This is a genomic window from Uliginosibacterium sangjuense (assembly GCF_059132465.1).
In genome coordinates, this window is sequence record NZ_CP101132.1 from 3,730,026 (window position 1) to 3,751,415 (window position 21,390).

The 21,390-nt window shown below is 60.9% G+C and carries 20 protein-coding genes and 1 pseudogene; 12 read left to right on the forward strand and 9 right to left on the reverse strand.

Annotated elements, in window-relative coordinates; all coding sequences use genetic code 11:
- Positions 1–10: 10 nt before the first annotated feature.
- Genes NMB43_RS17185 through NMB43_RS17195 form a run of 3 tightly spaced genes read left to right on the forward strand, consistent with a single transcriptional unit; the run spans position 11 to position 1,736 of the window.
- On the forward strand, positions 11–610 hold the full coding sequence (locus tag NMB43_RS17185; protein WP_494349388.1) for a 5-formyltetrahydrofolate cyclo-ligase: 600 nt from the start codon (positions 11–13) through the stop codon (positions 608–610).
- The gene (locus NMB43_RS17190; protein WP_494349389.1) at positions 579–1,022 is read left to right on the forward strand and encodes a GNAT family N-acetyltransferase; all 444 of its coding nucleotides are present in this window, start codon (positions 579–581) and stop codon (positions 1,020–1,022) included. Before NMB43_RS17185 ends, NMB43_RS17190 begins: the two co-directional genes overlap by 32 nt.
- A gap of 27 nt (positions 1,023–1,049) precedes the next feature.
- Complete coding sequence (locus NMB43_RS17195; protein WP_494349390.1) at positions 1,050–1,736, forward strand: hypothetical protein; 687 nt, start codon at positions 1,050–1,052, stop codon at positions 1,734–1,736.
- Here NMB43_RS17195 and NMB43_RS17200 read toward each other — a convergent pair.
- The 7 genes from NMB43_RS17200 to NMB43_RS17230 all read right to left on the reverse strand — a co-directional run bounded on the left by NMB43_RS17200 (position 1,690) and on the right by NMB43_RS17230 (position 9,145).
- The gene (locus NMB43_RS17200) at positions 1,690–2,826 is read right to left on the reverse strand and encodes an HD-GYP domain-containing protein (protein ID WP_494349391.1); all 1,137 of its coding nucleotides are present in this window, start codon (positions 2,824–2,826) and stop codon (positions 1,690–1,692) included. The two genes, NMB43_RS17195 and NMB43_RS17200, sit on opposite strands and share 47 nt — an antisense overlap.
- Positions 2,827–2,980: 154 nt before the next feature.
- Positions 2,981–4,147: an NAD(P)H-dependent flavin oxidoreductase gene (locus tag NMB43_RS17205; RefSeq protein ID WP_494349392.1), complete on the reverse strand. Its 1,167-nt coding sequence runs from the start codon at positions 4,145–4,147 to the stop codon at positions 2,981–2,983.
- A gap of 130 nt (positions 4,148–4,277) precedes the next feature.
- A complete protein-coding gene (ilvA, locus tag NMB43_RS17210) occupies positions 4,278–5,798 on the reverse strand; it encodes a threonine ammonia-lyase, biosynthetic (protein ID WP_494349393.1) in 1,521 nt (506 codons plus the stop codon).
- A gap of 39 nt (positions 5,799–5,837) precedes the next feature.
- Positions 5,838–6,380: a GNAT family N-acetyltransferase gene (locus tag NMB43_RS17215; protein WP_494349394.1), complete on the reverse strand. Its 543-nt coding sequence runs from the start codon at positions 6,378–6,380 to the stop codon at positions 5,838–5,840.
- Between the two features lie 99 nt (positions 6,381–6,479).
- Positions 6,480–7,976, reverse strand: a complete 1,497-nt coding sequence (amt, locus tag NMB43_RS17220; protein ID WP_494349395.1) for an ammonium transporter — start codon at positions 7,974–7,976, stop codon at positions 6,480–6,482.
- A 21-nt stretch (positions 7,977–7,997) separates the two neighbouring features.
- A complete protein-coding gene (glnK, locus tag NMB43_RS17225; protein WP_494349396.1) occupies positions 7,998–8,336 on the reverse strand; it encodes a P-II family nitrogen regulator in 339 nt (112 codons plus the stop codon).
- A gap of 47 nt (positions 8,337–8,383) precedes the next feature.
- Positions 8,384–9,145: a TorF family putative porin gene (locus tag NMB43_RS17230; protein ID WP_494349397.1), complete on the reverse strand. Its 762-nt coding sequence runs from the start codon at positions 9,143–9,145 to the stop codon at positions 8,384–8,386.
- 258 nt (positions 9,146–9,403) lie between these two features.
- Between NMB43_RS17230 and NMB43_RS17235 the strand changes: the two genes are divergently transcribed.
- The 5 genes and pseudogenes from NMB43_RS17235 to NMB43_RS17255 all read left to right on the forward strand — a co-directional run bounded on the left by NMB43_RS17235 (position 9,404) and on the right by NMB43_RS17255 (position 14,126).
- A complete protein-coding gene (locus NMB43_RS17235) occupies positions 9,404–9,652 on the forward strand; it encodes an accessory factor UbiK family protein (RefSeq protein ID WP_494349398.1) in 249 nt (82 codons plus the stop codon).
- 67 nt (positions 9,653–9,719) lie between these two features.
- Positions 9,720–10,565, forward strand: a pseudogene (locus NMB43_RS17240) (YifB family Mg chelatase-like AAA ATPase); the annotation flags it as partial.
- Between the two features lie 175 nt (positions 10,566–10,740).
- The gene (locus tag NMB43_RS17245; RefSeq protein ID WP_494349399.1) at positions 10,741–11,601 is read left to right on the forward strand and encodes a sce7726 family protein; all 861 of its coding nucleotides are present in this window, start codon (positions 10,741–10,743) and stop codon (positions 11,599–11,601) included.
- Between the two features lie 42 nt (positions 11,602–11,643).
- Positions 11,644–12,588: a sce7725 family protein gene (locus NMB43_RS17250; protein WP_494349400.1), complete on the forward strand. Its 945-nt coding sequence runs from the start codon at positions 11,644–11,646 to the stop codon at positions 12,586–12,588.
- Between the two features lie 362 nt (positions 12,589–12,950).
- Positions 12,951–14,126, forward strand: coding sequence for a hypothetical protein (locus tag NMB43_RS17255; RefSeq protein WP_494349401.1), 1,176 nt, complete (start codon positions 12,951–12,953; stop codon positions 14,124–14,126).
- Positions 14,127–14,248: 122 nt separating this feature from the next.
- Here NMB43_RS17255 and NMB43_RS17260 read toward each other — a convergent pair whose 3' ends face one another.
- Complete coding sequence (locus NMB43_RS17260) at positions 14,249–14,743, reverse strand: hypothetical protein (protein ID WP_494349402.1); 495 nt, start codon at positions 14,741–14,743, stop codon at positions 14,249–14,251.
- Between the two features lie 516 nt (positions 14,744–15,259).
- On the opposite strand from NMB43_RS17260, the gene NMB43_RS17265 reads away from it, so the two are divergent.
- The 4 genes from NMB43_RS17265 (at position 15,260) to NMB43_RS17280 (ending at position 20,473) form a co-directional block, all read left to right on the forward strand.
- A complete protein-coding gene (locus NMB43_RS17265) occupies positions 15,260–15,637 on the forward strand; it encodes a hypothetical protein (RefSeq protein ID WP_494349403.1) in 378 nt (125 codons plus the stop codon).
- A 677-nt stretch (positions 15,638–16,314) separates the two neighbouring features.
- On the forward strand, positions 16,315–17,703 hold the full coding sequence (locus tag NMB43_RS17270; protein ID WP_494349404.1) for a deoxyguanosinetriphosphate triphosphohydrolase family protein: 1,389 nt from the start codon (positions 16,315–16,317) through the stop codon (positions 17,701–17,703).
- 509 nt (positions 17,704–18,212) lie between these two features.
- Positions 18,213–18,632, forward strand: a complete 420-nt coding sequence (locus tag NMB43_RS17275) for a hypothetical protein (RefSeq protein ID WP_494349405.1) — start codon at positions 18,213–18,215, stop codon at positions 18,630–18,632.
- Between the two features lie 557 nt (positions 18,633–19,189).
- Positions 19,190–20,473 (forward strand): type II toxin-antitoxin system HipA family toxin, encoded by a 1,284-nt coding sequence (locus tag NMB43_RS17280; RefSeq protein WP_494349406.1) that lies wholly within the window; start codon positions 19,190–19,192, stop codon positions 20,471–20,473.
- Positions 20,474–20,488: 15 nt separating this feature from the next.
- Here NMB43_RS17280 and NMB43_RS17285 read toward each other — a convergent pair whose 3' ends face one another.
- Positions 20,489–21,199 (reverse strand): hypothetical protein, encoded by a 711-nt coding sequence (locus tag NMB43_RS17285; protein WP_494349407.1) that lies wholly within the window; start codon positions 21,197–21,199, stop codon positions 20,489–20,491.
- Between the last annotated feature and the right edge of the window lie 191 nt (positions 21,200–21,390).

The window sequence follows — 21,390 nt, forward strand, 5'->3', positions numbered from 1 at the left end:
AGCATATCACGTGCATCCGGACAACCCAGCCGACCGCGCCGCCTTGCGTCGCGCCCTGATCGGGCGTCGCGAAGCCCTGTCGCCGCACGAGCATGCGCGGCTGAGCGCGGCCGTACGCGCGCATCTGGCGGACTTGCTGACGCGCCTGGCGCCGGCCTGCATCGGCTTCTGCTGGCCCTGGCGCGCCGAGGCGGACCTGCTGCCCCTGTTGCGCACCTGGCTGGCCGCCGACGCCACGCGCCGCGCCGCCCTGCCAGTGGTGGAGACCGCGCAAGCCCCCTTGCGGTTCCGCGCCTGGACGCCAGATGTGCCGCTGGCGCCTGACCGCTACGGCATCCCCACGCCCACGAGCGGCGAATGGCTGCAGCCAGAACTGCTGCTGATCCCGGTCAATGGCTTCGACGCGCGTGGTTTCCGCCTTGGCTATGGCGGCGGATACTTCGACCGCAGTCTGGCCGCTGCGCGCCCGCAACTGGGCAGCGTGGGTGTGGGCTTCGAGCTGGCGCGCCTGGATGCCTTGCCGGCCGAAGCGCATGACCAGCCCCTGGACTGGATCGTCACCGAGAAGGGAGTGTTCCATGCCGAATCGCGGCCCGAGGTTCAGCGATAAGCCGCCCACGCCGGCGGAGTTCAACCAGATGCGCGAGACGGTCGGCTGGGGCCCCATCCTGCCGATCCGCCATGCCGCGACCGCGCTCGACCATTCGCTGTTCTGTGTCAGCGTGTATGTCGGCAAGGAGTTGGTGGGCATGGGCCGGGTGATCGGTGACGCCGGTTACGTCTTCCTGCTGCAAGAGATCGTGGTGCTGCAGGAGCACCGTGGTCAGGGCATCGGCAGCCGCATCGTACAGCGCCTGCTGGAGCGCATCGACGAGCTGGGGCTGGAGCGTGCCTACATCGTGCTGATGTCTTCGCAAGGGCATGAGAGCTTCTACGAGCGTTTCGGCTTCGAGCGCCGCCCCAGCGAGCATCGCGGCGCCGGCATGAGCCAGGTGCGCATGCAGGTCCAGCCAAACGGCTGACACATCCGGCGCGGCATAATCCGCGGCATGGACCCGCTCAGCTCGATCGACCTCTACTGCGAACGCACTGACCCGGCCTTCTGGTCGGAACCTGTCAATGCGCTGACCAACCTCGGCTTCCTGCTCGCCGCGTGGCTGCTGTGGCGCACGCCGGGTCACGGTCAGACGCGCCGCGAGGTGCGTCTGCTGGCCACGCTGCTGGGGCTGATCGGCCTCGGCAGCGGCCTGTTCCACACGTTCGGCACGGTCTGGGGCAGTTGGCTGGACGTGGGCTTCATCGCGCTCTTCATCCTCGTCTTCATCCACCGTTTCGTGGCCTGCCTGGCAGGCGCAGGCTGGCGCTGGGGCGGCCTCGCCGTGTTCGTCTTCCTGGTGGCCGACCGCCTGTGGGCGCGCGTTGGCTCGCTAGGCCTCAACGGCTCCGAACCTTACCTGCTGCCGTGGGCGGTACTGATCGGTTTCGCGCTTTGGAGCCGTATGCGGATGCTGGCGGCGAGCTCCCGTCTGTTCGGCGCGGCGGCGCTGTTTGCGCTGTCCTTCACGCTGCGCGCGATCGACCAGCGCCTGTGCGATGTCTGGCCGCTGGGTACGCATTTCGGCTGGCATCTGTGCAACGCGGGCGTGCTGTACCTGTGCGTACGTGGGCTGCAGGCTGGGCTGGACACGCTCAGCGCGCGCTCTCCCGGCACCATAGCGCCTCGAAGTTCACATTGAGCAAGGCGTTGTCACGCGGCAGCACGGCCACCACCTTGTAGCCGGCATCGGCGGCGGCATCGCGCCGCACTGGTTCCATATGGCGCAGCCCCTTGGCGCTGATCAGCACAGCCACCACCGGCAGGTTCACCGACTCGGCGTTACGCGACCAGACAACACCGGTCTCGCCGTTGGCCAGCTTGACGAAGGTACCTGGCGGGTACATGCCCACTTCCTTGATGAGCAGCCCCGGGAAGGGGTTATCCGCGCCCTGCCCGCGCTCCACATAAAGCTTCTTGGCGGCATCCGGCGCAGACAATGGCTTGCGGTAGGCGCGCGGGCTGACATGGGCGGAAAACACGTCGCAGGTGTGGATCAGCAAGGCCAGCACGCTGGGCTGGGGCGCTTGCCGCGGATAGCCGCCGCCGCCCGGCGCCTCGTGGTGTTCCAGCACGGCGCGCAGCCACTCCTGGTCCGCCACGCCATAGCTTTGCAGCAGGCGGGCACCGGCCATGGGGTGCTGGTTGATCTGCGCCCGCTGGTCGACGGTGAGCGGGGTCTTCTGGTGCGCCAGCAACTGCTGCAAGTCGACCATGCCGATGTTCTCGGTCAGCGCGGCACAGCACAGGCTCAGGCGGGTGGCCTCGTCGAACTCGCCGCGCCGCGCGATCAGCTCGCACAGCACGGCGACGTGCAGGCTGTGGGCCAGCGGATAGCGCCGATAGTCGAGCAGCATGATCGCGGCCAGCGCGAAATCAGGGCGCTTGCTGCACAGGTCCATGACCTGCCTGGCCAGTTCCTGCACCTGCAGGGCAAAGCCCCCCTCCTTGGGCGGCTCGGAGAACAGGAAGCCCAGGTGGCCCTGGATGCCCTTCCACACCGACAGCGGATCATAGGCCCGGCGCGCCGCGCTGCTCTCGAACTCCAGGTGGGCGCGGTACTCCTCGGCATCGACATACATGCCGCGTTCGAGCAACTGGTCGATCTGGGTATCGCGCTGGATTACATAGCCCTTGCGCAGCAGCAGTTGGCCGCTGCGGTCCACGACGTTCCAGGGCAGCGGCTCGTTGACCTGCAACTGGTTGGGGCGCAGTCGATGCAGTTCAGCCATACGGGGTCTCCCGCGAACGGGCTTGTCGCCCTTATGGCCAGACTAACGACCGGCAAGTCGCCGAAATGAAGGGCGTGCGCTACGACTTTCGTTCTGCTGCAGCGCGGCAGACTCGCTTATTTAACAAAGACTTGCAGATGAATTGGTACGACAATCAAACCGTCGCTCCTTGCGGGCCGCGCAGCAAGTGCTCCAGCAACTCGCGCACCGAGCGGATTTCGTTGCCGAAGGGCAGGCGTCCCTTGCCCCGGAAGAACAGGCCGTTGGCCAGGTCGCCCGACTGGGCCGCGGCCAGATGCTTGTCGATGCAGAACTGACCGGCCTTGGGCTGGGCATCGCGCAGGCCGCACTGGATCAGGCAGTCGAAGTTCTGCGAGCAGTTGCGTTGCGCGGTGTTGCAGGCGGCGGCCTGCTGCAGCTTGCCTTCGCGCGCCAGGTAGCGGGCCAGCCAGGGGGTGCGTACCGCGCGCGCCGGCAAGCCGGCCACGCTCATGAAATCCACCACGTCGGCCGGGCCGGCCTCGGCCAGCACCCGCTTGAATTCGGGCGAAGCATCGCTCTCTTCGGTCACGGCAAACGCGGTGCCCAGTTGCACCCCGGAGGCGCCCATGCCGATCAGTTCGTTGATGCGCGCATGGCTGTCGATGCCGCCAGCCGGGATCAAGGGTACTTCGCCGCGACGGAGGCCCAGGTCCTCCAAGGCCTTGAGGCACTCAGGCAGCACCCGCTCCATGTCGAAGCGCTGGTTGCCGATCTCGTCGATGCGCGGTGCGCCAAGGTGGCCGCCGGCCCAGCCCGGATGCTCCAGCACGATGGCGTCGGGCAGGATGCCGCGGCGCATCCAGCGCTTGACCACCAGGGCTACGCCGCGCGCGTCCGACAGGATGGGGATCAGTGCCACCTCCTTGAACTCCGCCACCAGCTCCGGCAGGTCCAGCGGCAGGCCGGCGCCCATCACGATGGCGTTGGCGCCGGACTTGCAGGCCTGGCGCACATAGTCGGTGTACTGCGTCACTGCGCGCATGACGTTGACGGCCACAATGCCGGCGCCCTTGGCCATGTCCAGCGCGGCCTTGATCTCGCGATCCAGCGCCTCCAGGTTGGCCTGCTCGATCAGCTCGCGCGCCTTGCCGGCGGTGCGCTCCATCAGGTCGGCGTGCAGGCGGCGCAGATCGACGCTGGCGATGGTGCCGATGCCGCCCAGCGAGGCCATGGTGCCCGCCAGGCGATGGGCCGAAATGCCGACCCCCATGCCCCCCTGGACCACGGGCAGAAGAGTGCGTCCGCGCAGGACGAGATTGGGCAGGGCGTGCTGGATCATGCTGGGCTCGATAGCAAACGACAATGACAGGACCGACCATTGTCCGCTCCGCCCAATCGCAAGCCTTGATTCACCGCAAGCCCGCCGTCCCGCGCGGGGTGGCGGCCGACGAGGGGTGGCTGCGCGCAGCTCAGCCGAGAAACAACTTGTAGGCCGGGTTGTGTGTCTCTTCGATGCTGTCGTAGCCCAGCCCGTCAAGAAAGGCCTGGAAGGCGTCGCGCTCGGCCTGCGGCACCTGCATGCCGACCAGCACACGGCCATGGTCGGCACCATGGTTGCGGTAGTGGAACAGGCTGATGTTCCAGCCCGAGCGCAGGTTGTTCAGAAAGCGCAGCAACGCACCCGGGCGCTCGGGGAAGATGAAGCGGTAGAGCAGCTCGTTGTCGGCCATCGGCGCGTGGCCGCCGACCATGTGACGCAGGTGACTCTTGGCCATCTCGTCGTCGGTCAGGTCCAGCGCCGGCAAGCCCTGCTCGGCCAGACGCGCCATCAGGGTGGCGACCTCACTGCGATCACGGATCGCCACGCCGACGAATACATGCGCCTGCGCGCCGTCGGCCAGGCGATAGTTGAACTCGGTCACGCTGCGTCCGTCGAGCAGGCTGCAGAAGGCGCGGAAGCTGCCCGGCCGCTCCGGAATGCTGACCGCCAGGATGGCCTCGCGCTGCTCGCCCACTTCGGCGCGCTCGGCGACGAAGCGCAGGCGGTCGAAGTTCATGTTGGCACCGCTGGCCACTGCCACCACGCTGAGCCCCGCGGCCTGCTCGCGCGCCAGCCAGGCCTTGGTGCCAGCCACCGCGAGCGCTCCGGCCGGCTCCAGGATGGAGCGCGTGTCCTCGAACACATCCTTGATCGCGGCACAGATCGCGTCGTTGTCGACGCGAATGATCTCGTCGACGTACTGCTGGCACAGACGGAAAGTCTCCTCGCCCACCAGCTTGACTGCCGCGCCATCGGCGAACAGGCCCACATGTTCCAGCCTGACGCGCGCGCCCTTCGCCAGCGATTGCGCCATGGCGTCGGCATCCACGGCTTCGACGCCGACGATGCGTGTCGCCGGCCGCAGGCGCTTGATGTAGGCCGCCACACCGGCAATCAGGCCACCCCCGCCGACGCAGCAGAACACCACGTCGAGCGGGCGCGGATGCTGCCGCAGGATCTCCATCCCGATGGTGCCCTGGCCGGCAATGACATCCGGGTCGTCGTAGGGATGGACGAAGGTCAGACCTTGCTCGGCCTCCAGTTGCCGCGCATGGGCGTAGGCCTCGTCGAAGGATTCACCGGCCAGCACCACCTCGGCGTCGCGCGCACGCACCGCCTCGATCTTGATCGCCGGCGTGGTCTGCGGCATCACGATGACTGCCCGCACGCCCATCTTCTGCGCCGCCAGGGCCACGCCCTGGGCATGGTTGCCGGCCGAAGCGCAGATCACGCCACGCGCGAGCTGCTCCGGCGCGAGCCGGGCCATCTTGTTGTAGGCGCCGCGCAGCTTGAACGAGAACACCGGCTGCAGGTCTTCGCGCTTGAGGTGGATGCGGTTGCCGGTGCGCCGCGAGAGATTGCTGGCGAAATCGAGCGGAGACTCGATGGCTACGTCATACACCTGGGCATTCAGGATGCGTTCGAGATAGTCGGTGGAAGCGGCGTTCATGGCGGATACAACGGGGTGCGGCCCTGCAGTATCCGATCCTCAGTCGCCTGCAGCAAGCGCCTGCAAGGCCTGCGGCGTCCACGCCATGCGAAGGGTGGCAGCGGCACCACCGTCGGGCGTGTCCTTTATCGTCTCTTCCACGCAGCGCCCGCCGAGGTATTCATAGAACGCGCGGGCCTTGGGGTTGGCCGCATAGACCCACAGAAACATCCCACTCTCCGGCCGCTGCTCACATGCCCATTGGGCAGCGCGTCGCATCAGGGCGCGGCCGAGCCCTTGTCCATGCAGGTGCGGGGCTGCATGCAGGTTGTCCAGCAGCACGCCGCATTGCGGGTCAGCATCCAGCTCCACGCAGGCAAAGCCACACAGGCTGCCGTCCTGTTCAAGCAGCCAGACTGTCCGCCGCGGATCGGGGAGCGCCAGTCGCTCACGCCACACGGCCAGTCGCTCGGCTTCGATCGGCCCGCCCAGGTAGGCCGCCGTCATCACCGGGCGGTAGGTAGCGCGCCAGCTTGCAACATGCAGTTGGGCCACCGCTTCGGCATCGGCCAGCGTGGCCTGACGCCATTGATATCCATCCATGCTTCATGTCCTCCGGTCAGCAAGGATAGCTGCCGGCACAAAAAAGGGGCGCCCAATGGGCGCCCCTCAAAGAATCCGCGAAGCGGACCCTGATCACGATCAGTAGTGGTAGGCGGATTCGCCGTGGCTGGTGACGTCCAGACCTTCGCGCTCTTCCTCTTCCGCCACCCGCAGACCGACGAACATGTCGACCAGCTTGTAGGAGATGAAGGCAACCACGCCGGACCAGATGATGGTCGTCACGACGGCCTTGATCTGGATCCACACTTGCGCGGCGATCGAGTAGTCGGGCACGACGGCGTTGGTCACGTAGTCCCACACGCCCTGGCCACCCAGCGCCGGATCGGCGAACACGCCGGTCAGGATGGCACCGAGGATACCGCCCACACCGTGCACACCGAACACGTCCAGCGCGTCGTCCGCACCCAGCATGCGCTTGAGGCCATTGACGCCCCACAGGCAGATCACGCCAGCCAGCAGGCCGATGATCAGCGCGCCGCCCACGCCGACGAAACCGGCGGCCGGGGTGATCGCGACGAGGCCGGCGACGGCACCCGAGGCAGCACCCAGCATGGAGGGCTTGCCCTTGACCATCCACTCGGCGAACAGCCAGGACAGCGTGGCGGCAGCGGTGGCGGCCCAGGTATTGACGAAGGCCAGGGCGGCGATACCGTTGGCTTCCAGCGCGGAGCCGGCGTTGAAGCCGAACCAGCCGAACCACAGCAGGGAGGCACCGATCATGGTCAGCGTCAGGCTGTGCGGAGCCATCGATTCCTTGCCGAAGCCGATGCGCTTGCCGATCAGGAAGGCGCCGATCAGGCCGGCCATGGCGGCGTTGATGTGCACCACGGTGCCGCCGGCGAAGTCCAGCGCACCCATCTGGAACAGCCAGCCTGCGGTGGCACCGGCAGCCGCACCCGCTTCAGCACTGGTGTAGGCATCGGGACCGGCCCAGTACCAGACCATGTGGCAGATCGGCAGGTAGCTGAAGGTGAACCACAGGATGGAGAACAGCAACACGGCCGAGAACTTGATGCGCTCGGCAAAGGCACCCAGGATCAGCGCCACGGTGATCGCGGCGAAAGCGCCCTGGAAGGCCACGTAGATGAACTCACTGAGGTACACCGACTTGCTCCAGGTGGCAGCTACCGACTCGATGGTCACACCCTTCAGGAACAGCTTGCTGAAGCTGCCAATAAAGGCACCACCTTCGGTGAAGGCCAGGGAGTAGCCGTACACGACCCACAGCACCGTGATCAGCGAGAACACGGCGAAGCACTGGATCAGCACGGACAGGGCGTTCTTGGTGCGCACCAGGCCACCGTAGAACAGGGCCAGGCCCGGCACCGTCATCAGGATGACGAAGGCGGTGGCGACGATGATCCAGGCGTTGTCCGCCTTGCTGGGCGTCGGCGCAGCGGCCGGGGCAGCTTCGGCAGGTGCGGCGGCTTCGGCAGCCGCAGCAGGCGCAGCCTCAGCGGCTGCGGGAGCCGACGCCACGGCTTCAGCGACGGGCGCGCTGGCATCCTGGGCGAAGGCACCGCCAGACAGCGTGACGGCAAAAGCCGTCAGCACGATGGCGAGAAACTTTTTCATTTTGGAGACTCCCTTTTCCTCTTAGAGTGCGTCGGAACCGGTTTCACCGGTGCGGATACGGATGGCCTGCAGCAGATCGAACACGAAGATCTTGCCGTCGCCGATCTTGCCAGTGTTGGCGGCCTTCTCGATCGCCTCGATCACCTGGTCGAGCAGCTCGTCGGCCACCGCCACCTCGATCTTCACCTTGGGCAGGAAATCGACAACGTATTCCGCGCCACGGTACAGCTCGGTGTGGCCCTTCTGGCGGCCGAAGCCCTTGACCTCGGTCACGGTGACGCCCTGCACGCCGATGGCAGACAGTGCTTCACGGACTTCGTCGAGCTTGAACGGCTTGATGATCGCAGTCACGAATTTCATGTTGGCTCCTTGTGATGGCGCGGCTTTCGCCGCGCCGGCTTCTGCGGTTAGAAAGTCTTGCCGACGGTCAGCACCACGGCAGCCTTGCCGAGGTTCTTGCCGTAAGCGTTGTGATAGAAGTCACCCGGCTCGCCCTTGGCGGTCGTGTCGATGTAGGCCAGGCCCCAGGTCACGCCAGCGTAGTCGGCGGTGACGCCCAGCTTCCAGTCGTTGTACGAGGCGGCGCTGAAGTCCTTGACCGACTGGCGGCCGAAGTGGGCCACGATGTTCACGCCCTCGACCACCGGGAAGGCGGCGCTCAGGTCGTAGTAGGCGCTGCCCTTGGTCTCTTCACCGTCCGGGTTCTTGGCGCCGAACAGGTTGGACAGCGAGTAGGAGTACTTGAAGGTGAACCATTGCCAGCCGACGGAACCGTACAGCTCGGTCGTGTTGGGGCTGGTCCAGCCATCGGGGTAGGTGCCCGGGTAGTAGTAGTACAGCGCGCCGAGGTCGAAGTTCACCGGGCCGGCCGAGAACTTGTAGCCGCCGTAGAAATCCCACTCCAGCGAATTGCTGACCGTACCGGCGCCGCCATCCGACAGCCAGGAGACATTGGAGCCCCAGGTTCCCACGTAGAAGCCGCTGGCATGGGCGTAGTCCGCGCCGCCCTGCAGGGCCGGCTTGCGGTTGGTCTGGGCGATGCCGCGGTAGATGTATTCCGAGGCGAGCGTGATGTTGCCGGTGAAGGTATGCGGTGAGGCAGGCTCGGCGGCCATCACGGAGGACACACCCAGGACGGACAGGGACAGGGCCAGGAGGGTTTTGCGCATGAAAGTGACTCCAGAGAGCATGGTTGGAAAAACGCAGGACCCTTAAAGCGGATTCCGTGCCAGCTTTTCAAAGCCATGGACTCCCCTCTCTTTTACATGTTCGCCAGATGACGGCGCTCAACAATGGTGCATCCCACCCCCCTCTTCACCGGCCCGCCTGCACCAAGCGCGTGCAGAAGCCACGCCCGGACCTGCCCAAATGGCCGCAAACCCCTGTGCTAGACTCGTTTCAAGCCTTCTTATGCCCAAGGAACAAGCATGCTGCCCAATCCCAAGCTCTTCGACGAAGTGGCCTCCAAGTTCTCCGAGCTGCTGGCCAACAGCCCCGCGCGCGATATCGAGAAGAACGCCAAGGCCTTTTTTGGCAGCGCGCTGGCGCGCCTTGATCTGGTGACGCGCGAAGAGTTTGAGCTGCAGCGCGAACTGCTGGCCCGTACCCGCGAGCGCCTGGATCAACTGGAGGCGCGCGTCGCCGAGCTGGAAGCCGGCGCCAAACCACGCGGCTGAGGCCGCCCCTACCGCCAAGCGGGCAGGGCATGGAGCGGGTACAGGCGGCCTCGCTACACTGCGCCGCATGTCTCTCGCTCTCGTCCACAGCCGTGCCCAGAACGGCATGCAGGCCCCGCCGGTCACGGTGGAGGTCCACCTCGGCAACGGCCTGCCTGCCATCTCCGTCGTCGGCCTGCCCGATACCGAGGTCAAGGAAGCACGCGACCGCGTGCGTGCCGCACTGGCGACGAGCCAGTTCGAATTTCCCCAGAAACGGATCACCGTCAACCTCGCGCCGGCCGACCTGCCCAAGGAGAGCGGCCGCTTCGACCTGCCCATTGCAATTGGCATCGTCGCTGCCAGCGGTCAGGTCAAAAGCCAAGAGCTGGCGCACTACGAGTTCGCCGGCGAACTGTCGCTATCGGGCGAACTACGCCCGATCCGCGGCGCGCTCGCCATGGCCTGTCAGGCCGCCGCCGCGGGGCGCAGCCTGATCCTGCCTGCCGCCAATGCGGCGGAGGCCGCACTGGCCCGCGACGCCACCATCCTGCCCGCACGCAGCCTGCTGGAGGTGGTGGCCCACCTCAACGGACACGCCCAGCTTCCCCTCGCCCCGCGCACCGAAGCGGTGCCCAGCGAAGGACATTACCCCGACCTCGCCGAAGTACGCGGCCAGGCCCAGGCCAAGCGCATGCTGGAGATCGCCGCCGCCGGCGCACACTCGCTCTTGATGTACGGCCCGCCCGGCACCGGCAAGTCGATGCTGGCCAGCCGCCTGCCCGGCCTACTCCCGCCGATGGACGAAAACGAAGCGCTGCAGGCCGCCGCCATCCAGTCGCTGGACGGCAGCTTCCGCCCCGAGCACTTCTATCGCCGCGCCTTCCGCAGCCCTCACCACAGCGCATCGGCACCGGCCCTGGTTGGCGGCGGTGTTAGAAATAAGATTATTCTTAACTAGATAAAATTAAACTTAACTACAGAGAATTATTCTTAACTGAATCTGAGGTGCCACTTGGTCTTCGGCTCCGGGGGGCCTACACTGCGCCCCTTCTTCCGCCGGGAGCGGACGCATCAAGGACTGAAGGCCCGATTTCGCGGAACGCATCATGGACGAACTCGAACGCTGCCGCCTTATCTCGAAAATCTTCTCACCACCGACGCTTCAGGATGTCGCCAGCCGCAGCTCAGCACTGCGTCAAGCACGCGCTCTTGAGCGGCTGGGGGTGGTAACCACGCGCGAGGGAGCAACAGTCGGAGACCTATTCGATCAGTCGCTGAAGGTGCTTCAGGCCGGATACCGATGCGAATATGTGTACAAGGCAGCCATCACTGATCGCATCGTCTTTGGTCGTCACAGTCCCCGTACTTCCAGTCTCGCCATAGAGCTGAGAATCGCTAACTCGATTGTTGATGCAGCTGTTTTCAATGGGACGTCGACCGCTTACGAGATCAAGACGGAATACGACACCCCACGCAGGTTGACCTCGCAAACACTCGACTACCTGAAGGCATTTGCGCGAGTCTATGTCGTCACCCATCCGTCACTCGTGAGCAGGTATGAGCGATTCATTGACGAACGTGTTGGCATACTTGCATTGAGCGAACGTAACTCGCTAACCGAAGTACGCCGTCCAGTGACGGACTCCGCTTGCGTCTGCCCGGCTACCGTTTTCCAGATGCTGCGCCGAGCTGAGTACATGGCCGCTGTTGAAAAATACTTTGGCCCTCAACCCGACCTGCCCAACGGCCTCGTGAGCGACCATCACCGAGAACTCTTTCTGCAGCTGTCCAGCCACCAGGTGCATGAGACTTTGGTCAATGCCATGAGGGCGCGGACAACGGATAAGAAAAGTGCGGAGTTCCTTAGAGCACTTCCCAAGAGCCTCCGGGCAGTCGGCTACGCAACACCTTTGTCTACGCCCAAAAGGGCACGCTTGATCTCTGCACTTGCAATGCCATTGTCGTGACGCCTAGATTCTCCCTGCACAAAAAAACTACAGGGGGAACATATGTATTTTCCGTACCTATACGGGCGCCGTTCTGAATTCCTGGCTCTGCGGGCGATGCTGCATGACCATCGCCCCATCGATCGGCTGCTGCCGGTCATTGAGCCAGTGAACCGCAGCATTGCTCCTTTAAAGACTTGCGTGGAAGCATTCAGCAACGCCGGGCAGCGGCTGGCCGTTGTGGCTAATCCACATCGGCATCAGTTAAAACAGGCAGGCGATGCTACCGCCTGGCGAAGAGAATTCGATGCCCTTGCCGCTAAACACGCCGAGTGCGTCATTCCTGTTTTCTGCTGCTCATCCACCTCGACCCATGCCCAAGTGGAGAGCTTCATCAAGCGCTATAAAGCGAATCGCGTCGCCGTCGCGTATTCAAGCCCCAAGCTCTCCGGCACCGAGCTGAAAGCTCTGAGCAAGACGCCTTCAGTTGAGTTCCATATAGTCCTGAACTCCAGTATGTCGGACGAGGCCATTGCTGTGCTTCCCGCGGCCAAGCGTGTGGACATCCACGACCATTTCAACAAGCAAGCACGCAACTCCGATTACTCTGGCTCCGAATTCTTCACAAATCGCCATCGCACATACTCTCCTACCTGGAAGGGCCTGGGAGACTTCGTATGCCTCGGATCGGCGTTTTCCTCGGGCGGAACAACGCCGGCGGTAGTGGCCATACACGCAGGTTACAAGGATCGCTCCAAAGACATATGGATTGAGCATTTCACCTCAGACAGCGGAGCGCTCAGCATCGAAAGCAAGTTCCTGCAGGCAGCACAGAAATTCGTTACCGCCAGTGCAAGCAGACCAAAGGAATTTGGGCAGAACTTCGCGATTGACGCATATGCCAAACTGGTCGCGGATAGGCACTACCCAGGACTTGCAACTAACAAAGTGCTACAGATTGAACACCACCTCTGCGTCATGCTTGACGTGTTAAGTGGGGCACTTTGAGCAGCTCGCGCAGCTGTCTTGGCACGAGGTCCTTTGAACTTAGGCCCTCGTGTGACGTGCAATAGTTGGAATAACCAGCACGGCGTGCTGCACGTCGTCACATGGGGAGGTGTGTTCGGTGCGCTTATGGAGCGGACGGACGCTGCTCGGACGCCAAGGTGCCCTCGGAGCAAGGTTGGGCCACGCATATTCATGTCGTCCCGGCGTCGCAGTGAATAAGCGCGATTCGGTTTTTAGCACAGACCCATTCTGGTATGCGGCCTGCACGGCGCTTGGTTTGTCGTGCATCCCTCAGCATCAGTAGGTTGTAGCATCGAGGTCACGCATCAAGCTCGTGGTGTCCTAGCGAGCAGGAGGATCGCATGAGCAGTACCGCTTTCGAGTCTGGACCACTCACCTATACGTTCTATTACGACGAATCCAACAATGCGCGCAAACTTTCGATTAACGCGCACGAAGATAGCTACAACGTCGATAACGATGAAAGCAAGACGGCGCCTGCAAATTTCATTCTCGGCGGTGTTGCTCACCGAGGGGATGCTTCTAGCTCTGACCTACAGGCGCTGTGGTCGTGCTTACGACTCCCGCCTTCAGCACCGGAGCTTAAGTTTAATCAAATCGGCAGGGGCTCCTTTGACAAGGTACTGAAATCCCCTCGTATTGAGCCGCTGCTGACATGGTTACTCGAAAGTGATCTTTACCTTCACTACTTCAATCTGAATCTGCAGTACTGGTCGTTCGTCGATATCATCGACGACTGCATCACACACTGCATCGGGAAGGGTTTGTTCGGATTTTTGAATGAGAATCCCAGAGCACAATCCGACTATTACAAAGACGCCCTGCACCGGTTAATACGCACCAGGAAAGCCGAGTTCTTGGCCATCGCTAAACGTCACTCTTACCCGTCGCTCGAAGGGAAAGAGGCTTCGTTTGTCTCCGCGCTACGAGTATTAGCAGGTAATTACCTGGAACAACTTATTGGCCAGCCGGCGAAGTCGTCGCTTATTGAAATTCAATCCGCCGGCAGTTTGTGCGCACTCCTTGAGTGCAGCACTGACATACGCAGGATGCTGCTGACGGAAGAACACCACCCAAATGTACTGATCGACGGGTTTTCGACGTTCTACCACCACCGAGCTGGCTTTCTTCAGGACTCATTGCACATTTTTGATGACGAGTACCAAGTTGAAGCAGACCTCCGGCAAGCTTCCAACATGGGCGCCTTGCCAAAGACCTCATGGCGCTTCGTGAAGTCTTCCTCCACCCCGCTTATCCAGATATCGGACGCGCTGATGGGGCTGTATGCACGTTACTTCGATTTCATCGAGAAATGCAGCCAGCAAGAGCTCGGCCTTTTTAGGGCAAGCCTTACTTCGGAACAACAGAGAAGCCTCGGTCTGATGAAGGCCCTAATCGAGAAGACCGACCAAGAATGTCCTCCCATGCTGTTTTACGTGATGTCGCCGGAGGAGCATTGGAAACATGCGAACTTCCTCTTTCCAGAGAAGGTGAAAGAGCTTGAGGCCTCGCGGTAAGGAGCCCAATTGTCTTGTTCCCTGATCGGGGGGAGCTCGGCCAAGTTATACCGACCACCTTCAGGCTCCGTGTCGCGCAGCCTTCTCGTGATGGGAAAAGCCGCAAATGGCGAAAAACACCTTCAGATCTCTCTTCTTGTGTTCGCTTCCTTCCACGCAAGCCAACCGGCACGATTCGCCTGCGCGTCGCACAAGGCATGGTGCCAGCCACCTTGCGTGGCCTGAAAGTCACGGGCTGCCGTCTGGAAAGACTTCGAGTGGAGCAAGTGCACCAGTTCGTAACGCCTAAGAGACAAGTTCGGCGGCAACCCTTTGCCGAATGCATCCCAAAGCAAGTCCTTGTCATGGCGCGAGTCGCTCGCGACCTGGACGTAGGACGGCAACGTAGCGAACCAAGCCCACAGCCGAGCCTGCAGTTCATCTCGGGTGCAGATGGCTCCCGGATGCTTGCCTAAATACGGCAGCACCGTGCCCTTCACGAACTCGCTCTCCCAATCACGCCGGTAATCACTACGCTCTGCGTAGAAGAGGTGCTGGCCGTCCTCGGACACCATGCCGATACTGATCAACTCGCAGTTAATGAGGTCGGTGAACTCGGTATCGAGGAAGATCAACATGCGTTCGCTACGTGATTGTCATGGCTAAAAAAATGGCGGATGCTCGGCGCTCGGTGGAACACGCCAATTCTGCGCGACGTGATCGCCGATGCGCAAACAACTACCCCGCAAAGGATGGCCGCGCTGCACGGCAAAGCACCCAGCTCTCGCGCGCACAAACCCGGACATCACGAGCAGAACGGATGCACCCGTTCAGCCCCCGATTCACGACTTGATTCTCTGACCAACCTAGGCCAACCTATCCACTCTCGAAGACGTTCCCGTTCGAGTAAGCAGCACCACGCGACACTCACACACCTCATGTTCTCCAACGCGGCCAACCGTTGCAGTCCCTGCACGAAACCGACCTCCCTGGTCTGGTTCAGCTGCCGCGCGTTCGCTCATTCCAAGCGAACCTCCCTGCGAATAACCCGAAGCGTCGGCTGAATTTCAGCCCAGACCAGTACTGTGCCCGGTCAACGGGCCGGCTATCGCGGCCACACGCCGCTGTTCGCATCGGAACGGAGGAAATGCATCATGAGTCGCAATCTCGACGAGCTGCTCTGCCAGCGCTACCCCTGGATCTTTGCGGACCGGCACGCTTCGATGGAGACGACATGCATGGCTTGGGGGTTTGACTGTGGGGACGGTTGGTTCGCGCTGATCGATGAGCTATGCGCGCGCTTGCAGCACATGACCGACCATGAGGGCGCGCCACAAGTTGTAGCCGTTCAGGTCAAGGAGAAATTCGGTAGCCTAGAGTTTTACGTACGGAGCGCCACCGATGCCCAGTTTGCATTGATCGATGAGATCGCCGGGCGCTCGCTCTCCATCTGTGAGGAATGTGGCAGACCGGGGAAATTTTTGGTCGCAGGGGGCTGGTATCAAGTCCGCTGTCCTGAACATGCCCTGTGAGGTTCCATATCAGTGGTTGTGCCCAAAGCAACCCAAGACGCATGCAGGAAGACTAGATGGCCCGCTATGGAAGCATGTCGGCAGAGCCCGACGGTTGATGGCTTGCGGCGCGACGACTGTTGTCGGCCAGGAGCGGACGGCCAATCCTGCAAACCTCAAGCAGGCGCTCTTAGCACCGGATGCGTTGACTACTGCGTGCTTTCATGCTGCGCAATCCTTTCGCTAATTACCGGCCTACAACACTGAACCAACGAAGACTCGTGGCGAAAGAAGGCTACTCTTAAGGTGAGTGACAAGCCTTCATACAGCGCCAGCCTCCTTGAAAAAGCACTGCTTATCAGCTAACCTAAGGAGCCGGTTGCAGGCTCAAGGGCTTGTGGCCAGAGTGAAGAATGGCAGCCACTGCTCAGCGGAAGCGCCATTTCCTGCTCCGTTCGCTGCAATTAGGAGAACCTCAGATGAAAACAGCTACATTCCCATCCGTAGTTGCTGCACGCGCCGCTGCTAGTAAACGACTTGATTACTACCGGTCGATGATGGGAACCGGTTCTTCCTCATCCACAGGCAGTTCAGCCAGTAACGCAGCCAAAGCTGCCAAACCCAAACAAAAGTGATACTTCTCGTGACATATTAAGGCCACCGAAAGGTGGCCTTAATCGCTTCAGGCCGAGGGATGCGTGCTATACAACCAAGCGGACAAGGAAAGAGTGCAGCCTGAAACACAAAGCGGAAAGGGGCGCTCTGAGTTTCGTCGCGATTATGGTCGATTGCTACACAGCCCGTCTTTTAGGCGCCTTCAAGGCAAAACTCAGCTCTTTCCCGGGCATGAATCCGACTTCTTTCGGAATCGACTAACTCACTCCCTCGAAGTAGCTCAAGTTGCCAAAGGGATTGCTCTACAACTGAATGCTGACCACGATTGCTTTCATGCTTGTCCAATAGATACTGACCTCGTCGAGTTGGCGGCACTGGCTCACGACTTGGGCCACCCCCCTTTTGGTCACAATGGAGAAAAAGCTCTTGACGAGTGCATGAAAGCATATGGAGGATTTGAAGGAAACGCACAAACCCTCCACCTACTCGCCCGTGTAGAAAAGAAAGTTTTTAGAAAGGTTGACGACGACGACGATTCAGCAGAATGCGGCTTTACGTCTCGCGGTGAAGATCGTCGTCTCGGGCTGAACTTGACCTTCAGGTCATTAGCCTCAGTTCTGAAGTACGATAAAGAAATTCCCGCCTTCAGAGAGGCAAACGCGCCACTTGCTAAAGGGTATTACTCCGCCGAGGCAGAGCTTGTTGCTGCTATCAAGAAGAATGTAGGCACTCCAGAAAATTCGAGCGGTGGCTTTAAGACTATCGAATGCCAGATAATGGACTTGGCTGACGACATCGCATATTCAACCTACGACCTTGAGGATGCGATGAAAGGCGGGTTCTCCCATCCTCTGGCGTTGCTATGCAACTTGGCTGACCAAGAATTAATAGAACGAGTTCACGGGAAAGTTGTCGACGCCATTCCCAATACCACCGAGCAGGATGTGTTCCATGCCCTCCAAGGAATATTTGATATTTGGTCGGATGTAACGCCTTCCCCGACAGCAGTTGAAGCATTCAACGTATCAACCATGTTCGCGAGCCAAGGTTATTTTAGATCTGGATTTACTTCGGACCTTGTTGGGAGAGCGCTGGCAGGACTTACGCTTGACACCTCGATGACTCCTGGCCAAGAAATCCGATTCGCAAAGGTTGGACTGTCAGAAGATACGCGGTTAGCAATCGAGGCATTGAAACACCTTAACTACGAGCTGATGATCATGTCACCGCGACTCAAAGTGGTAGAGTATCGAGGATATGAGCTGGTTTCAACCATCTTTCGCGCGTTGGACGATGAGAGCGGGCACTTATTGCTCCCCGAAGACTATCGGAAGATGTATCTTCGAGCGAAAGACGACGTGGATAAGAAAAGATTAATCTGCGATTTTGTGGCGGGAATGACGGATCGATACGCGGTGGAGTTTTACAGCCGCCTCAAGGATTCCAGCACATCGATCTTCAAGCCCCTTTAGTACAAGCCGCCCCAGGGGCGGCTTTTTCATGGTTGTACCCGTCAAAGGCCGAATCTTGTTTGTAATACTTCGGCCCCAAACAACGGTGGCAATTCTGCTTGACGCCCCATGCCTATGGGGCCGCTTCTAAAACACGGGACCGTGGCCTTCGGGTCGGAGGCATCCGTCATTTCATGCAACGACTGGCCGCTTCGGCCGGACCCCTACAATTTCCGCACGCTGCCGAGTGGCGGCTTCTCAATAGTTTACTGCCGCCAACAGCGGACAAGGCGCGACGTCCGGATTTGCGTCGATGCAGACCTTTGGTGTGAGTCATCGAGGGTCCGCTTCGGCCGAATATCTGCCGCCAATCGAACATTGCACATAGCCCCGCTGTCCTGGGCATCTCACCACAAACCGCTAACCCTCGGTGCGCTAAACCTTGGCTTAGCTCAATGCTGGTTTACCCTTTCGCATGCGATCTTCGAAGTCAAAGGTCGATCTCTGGCCTCATCGTGCGGCGGCGAACAGTGGCAAACAACAGTAGCAATGGATTTTTGATTGGAACCAACTTCACCGGCGATCTCTCGGATCTGCTGGCTGCGATCGCGTCTGACCGCGACACTCCACTGCTTCCTCCGACGGACCAAGCCGCAGCAGCCAAGTCAGCCAACGAGCCGTTGAACGCACCACTTGCATCCTTGCCTCTCAAGGGACGCCTCAAGGAATGGTGGCTGGCCGAACAGGACTCACCCAAGGCGATCCTGGATCCCGAGCGAATCCTGACCGGGGTGATACGAACCTGGGATGGCAAGACCAGCCGCGTCGCAGCGGTAGATCCGAACAGCCAGCGTGTTCAAACCTTTTCGGGCAACGTGTACGAGTTGGGCGTGCCGGAGACGTCCTTTGCCGCCCACGGTCGTCATGTCCTGCGGCGCATGGGCTTCTAGTCGTCACGCCCGAAACTCGTCACCTCTTCGCCACAACGTTCTTCCATGGCTTGCATGATTCCTCGCTGAACGTTGCGAAGGATTCTGTCAGTCCGCGCGATGACCCTCGGAGGCATCGACGGGTCCTCCCTCAGCGCAGTCCATGCGTCACGCACCTTGTCGTACCCGAAGGCCAGGACCGCATCGAGAATCACCTGAAAGCGTGCCGAGCTCAAGGCGAGTCCGATCAACACTGTTTCGCCGGCTCGCCTGTTCGACCAAGCCAGCTCAGGGTGCTGAACGCGAAACCACTCGATTCCGCGTAGCTCGTGAGGTGTGGAAATCTCCGGATGCGTTGCAGGGCTCATCATCCTGGTTCGGTTTCGAGTGTTGGTCTGATCTCAGCCGAAGTGTCGTCCAAAAACTGCGACGATGGAAAGGGCCAGGCAGTACCACGGAGAACCGCTCGTTCTTGACGGATAGCGCACTCTGACCTTGTTCAGTGTCGAGGCGCTCGCCGCTCACGTATGCTGTCGTATTGAGCATTGCGCACCCGCCTCCGGCTAGGGCTCATTCCCATGCGATCGACCATCGAAATCTTCCGCCATGGTCAGTGGATTCCTGCCGCTGAGTTCACGCCGCTGAACTCCGCCCCATTCCGCTCGACCTTCGAATATCGACTGGACTACGTCTTCAGCGACGATCCCGTCCCGCTTTCACTCGCACTGCCGGTGTCCACGGAACGCCTGGGGCTGGATGAAGAGGGCGAAGCGCCGCTGTGCCCCGCCTTCCTGCTGGACCTGGTCCCCCAGGGCGTCGGAAACATGCGGCTCCTGCGACATTTGCAGTTGCCCCGTGAAGCCCCCAAGGAACTGATCCTCGCGCAACACGGCGCCTTCAATCCGATCGGCAATCTGCGCATCGACACGGCAGTGGCTTTCTATGAGCGCGAGCGTCCCGCTGCAGCGGGAAACGTACCGACAGAGGGGTTCGAACTCAAGGAGGTGCTAGCGCGCCGACACGATTTCCTGGATGCGTTTTGGCTGCAGGCGGGCATCACGGGCGTGCAAGGCGCCGCTCCAAAATTCCTGCTCACCCAGGATCACGAAGGACGCTGGTTCCCAGACGCCGCCCTCCCAGATGAACGCGCCTCCAAGCACTGGCTGGTGAAGCTTCCGCGCGGAAAGCATGAGACTGACCTCGCGGTGCTACGGAACGAAGCGGCCTACCTACGCGTGGCAGCACGCTGCGGCCTACGCACAGCCGGCGAGCCGATGTTCATCGATGACATGTTGTTCGTGCCGCGCTTCGATCGCCAGGTGGGCCCACAAGGTCTGGAGCGACTCCATCAGGAAAGCCTGTCCTCACTCGCGGGTATCCGAGGCTTCGGCATCAACCCCTCGCTGTTCGAGTTGGTGGAGGCCTGCTACCCCTACATGACCAACCCAGCCGAGGAGGTGGCCGAGTTCATCAAACGGGACATCCTGAATCTTGTCATGAAGAACACTGACAACCATGCACGGAACACAGCCGTGCAACGCCTGCCAGATGGTTGCGTACAACTCACGCCGCTATTCGACTTTGCGCCGATGTATCTCGATCAGGAGATGATCGTCCGGAGCTGCAAGTGGCAGCGGCCCGGTGAGCGGGAGTTGGCAGACTGGAACGTGATTCTAGAGGGGTTGAAGATCAACGAGGGCGACAAGTGTCAGGTTGCCCGTGAGCTGCGGAATTTTGCAGATCCGCTTGGCCTCCTCGATAAAGCTATGAAGGAGTGTGGCGTCGACGACCACATCATTGAGCTTTGTGCGCCGACGATTGATTTGGCCTGCCAGCGTTTGGCGGCTGCGCCGTTCAAATAACCTTACCCCAAAAGATTACATTCCGCCAATTCCGCTCACTACACACCCCATGACTGCAGAGTAACGAGACGGATTTCGCTCTCCATAATCTTCGCTTTCGCCGCTGACATGCCACACGGCCGCACCTTCGATTGTCATTGCCACAAGAAGATTCACTGCAAAGAAGATTTTTGGCCCGAGCGGCAATAACACGGGTCTGGCTTCACGCGCGATTCCTTCCACTAACGAATGAAGCGAGAAATATGTCTCTAGGGGAGACAATACTTCGTAATATGCGACCCGCCCCTTTCTGGTATCAATCAGATGCTTGTTGTGTTTGATCACCTCATCTAAGTACGCCGACTCAGGCGATCGCGGGACATATATCCAGCTATATCGAGGCTCTAGGTACTCAACTGCGCCTAGGGCCTTGCCTTTTTCATAGCCCAATCCCACCACCACATCTAGAGGGGCGCTTGCCCCTTCGGACGTCCAGCCGGAAAAGGCAGGATGAACCGGGCAGATGGTTCGATTAGGCGTAGCCCAAACCGCAGGTGAAGCGGCGTAGGTCGCGAGGCTGTATGCGATGCGTAACTCCACTGGTAACGTTTGTGCGATTTTACTTATCGCCGCAAAGGCTTCGGCGATTGTCGTCCTCGATAAACATGAGACGTCAATCAGGACTTTGATGCGATCACCATGGCATTTCCCAGCTCCCAGTGCAGCAGTCGTCAGTTCATCAAACATGGCTCCTGTCGGCTTCTGTACGGCCACACCACTTTCCAGAGGAGGCCATCGCAGCTCTGTTATGTTGTTGTCCTCCCCCAAGGACCGCAAGAAATAGCGATGGCGTCGCTTTTTTCCTGAGCTCAGTACCGCAATATCAGGCACCCCTCCTAGATCGCTTAGGGTGGGAGTGGCTGAAATAAGAGTTTGAG

Bases quoted from the DNA above. Each gene is read 5' to 3' on its own strand.
- NMB43_RS17195 (WP_494349390.1), top strand. From the start codon at position 1,050: ATGGACCCGCTCAGCTCGATCGACCTCTACTGCGAACGCACTGACCCG.
- ilvA (WP_494349393.1), bottom strand. From the start codon at position 5,798: ATGAACGCCGCTTCCACCGACTATCTCGAACGCATCCTGAATGCCCAG.
- NMB43_RS17255 (WP_494349401.1), top strand. From the start codon at position 12,951: ATGAGCAGTACCGCTTTCGAGTCTGGACCACTCACCTATACGTTCTAT.
- glnK (WP_494349396.1), bottom strand. From the start codon at position 8,336: ATGAAATTCGTGACTGCGATCATCAAGCCGTTCAAGCTCGACGAAGTC.
- NMB43_RS17230 (WP_494349397.1), bottom strand. From the start codon at position 9,145: ATGCGCAAAACCCTCCTGGCCCTGTCCCTGTCCGTCCTGGGTGTGTCC.
- NMB43_RS17215 (WP_494349394.1), bottom strand. From the start codon at position 6,380: ATGGATGGATATCAATGGCGTCAGGCCACGCTGGCCGATGCCGAAGCG.
- NMB43_RS17205 (WP_494349392.1), bottom strand. From the start codon at position 4,147: ATGATCCAGCACGCCCTGCCCAATCTCGTCCTGCGCGGACGCACTCTT.
- NMB43_RS17260 (WP_494349402.1), bottom strand. From the start codon at position 14,743: ATGTTGATCTTCCTCGATACCGAGTTCACCGACCTCATTAACTGCGAG.
- NMB43_RS17280 (WP_494349406.1), top strand. From the start codon at position 19,190: ATGCGATCGACCATCGAAATCTTCCGCCATGGTCAGTGGATTCCTGCC.
- NMB43_RS17200 (WP_494349391.1), bottom strand. From the start codon at position 2,826: ATGGCTGAACTGCATCGACTGCGCCCCAACCAGTTGCAGGTCAACGAG.
- NMB43_RS17250 (WP_494349400.1), top strand. From the start codon at position 11,644: ATGTATTTTCCGTACCTATACGGGCGCCGTTCTGAATTCCTGGCTCTG.
- NMB43_RS17190 (WP_494349389.1), top strand. From the start codon at position 579: ATGCCGAATCGCGGCCCGAGGTTCAGCGATAAGCCGCCCACGCCGGCG.
- NMB43_RS17235 (WP_494349398.1), top strand. From the start codon at position 9,404: ATGCTGCCCAATCCCAAGCTCTTCGACGAAGTGGCCTCCAAGTTCTCC.
- NMB43_RS17265 (WP_494349403.1), top strand. From the start codon at position 15,260: ATGAGTCGCAATCTCGACGAGCTGCTCTGCCAGCGCTACCCCTGGATC.
- amt (WP_494349395.1), bottom strand. From the start codon at position 7,976: ATGAAAAAGTTTCTCGCCATCGTGCTGACGGCTTTTGCCGTCACGCTG.
- NMB43_RS17245 (WP_494349399.1), top strand. From the start codon at position 10,741: ATGGACGAACTCGAACGCTGCCGCCTTATCTCGAAAATCTTCTCACCA.
- NMB43_RS17285 (WP_494349407.1), bottom strand. From the start codon at position 21,199: ATGTTTGATGAACTGACGACTGCTGCACTGGGAGCTGGGAAATGCCAT.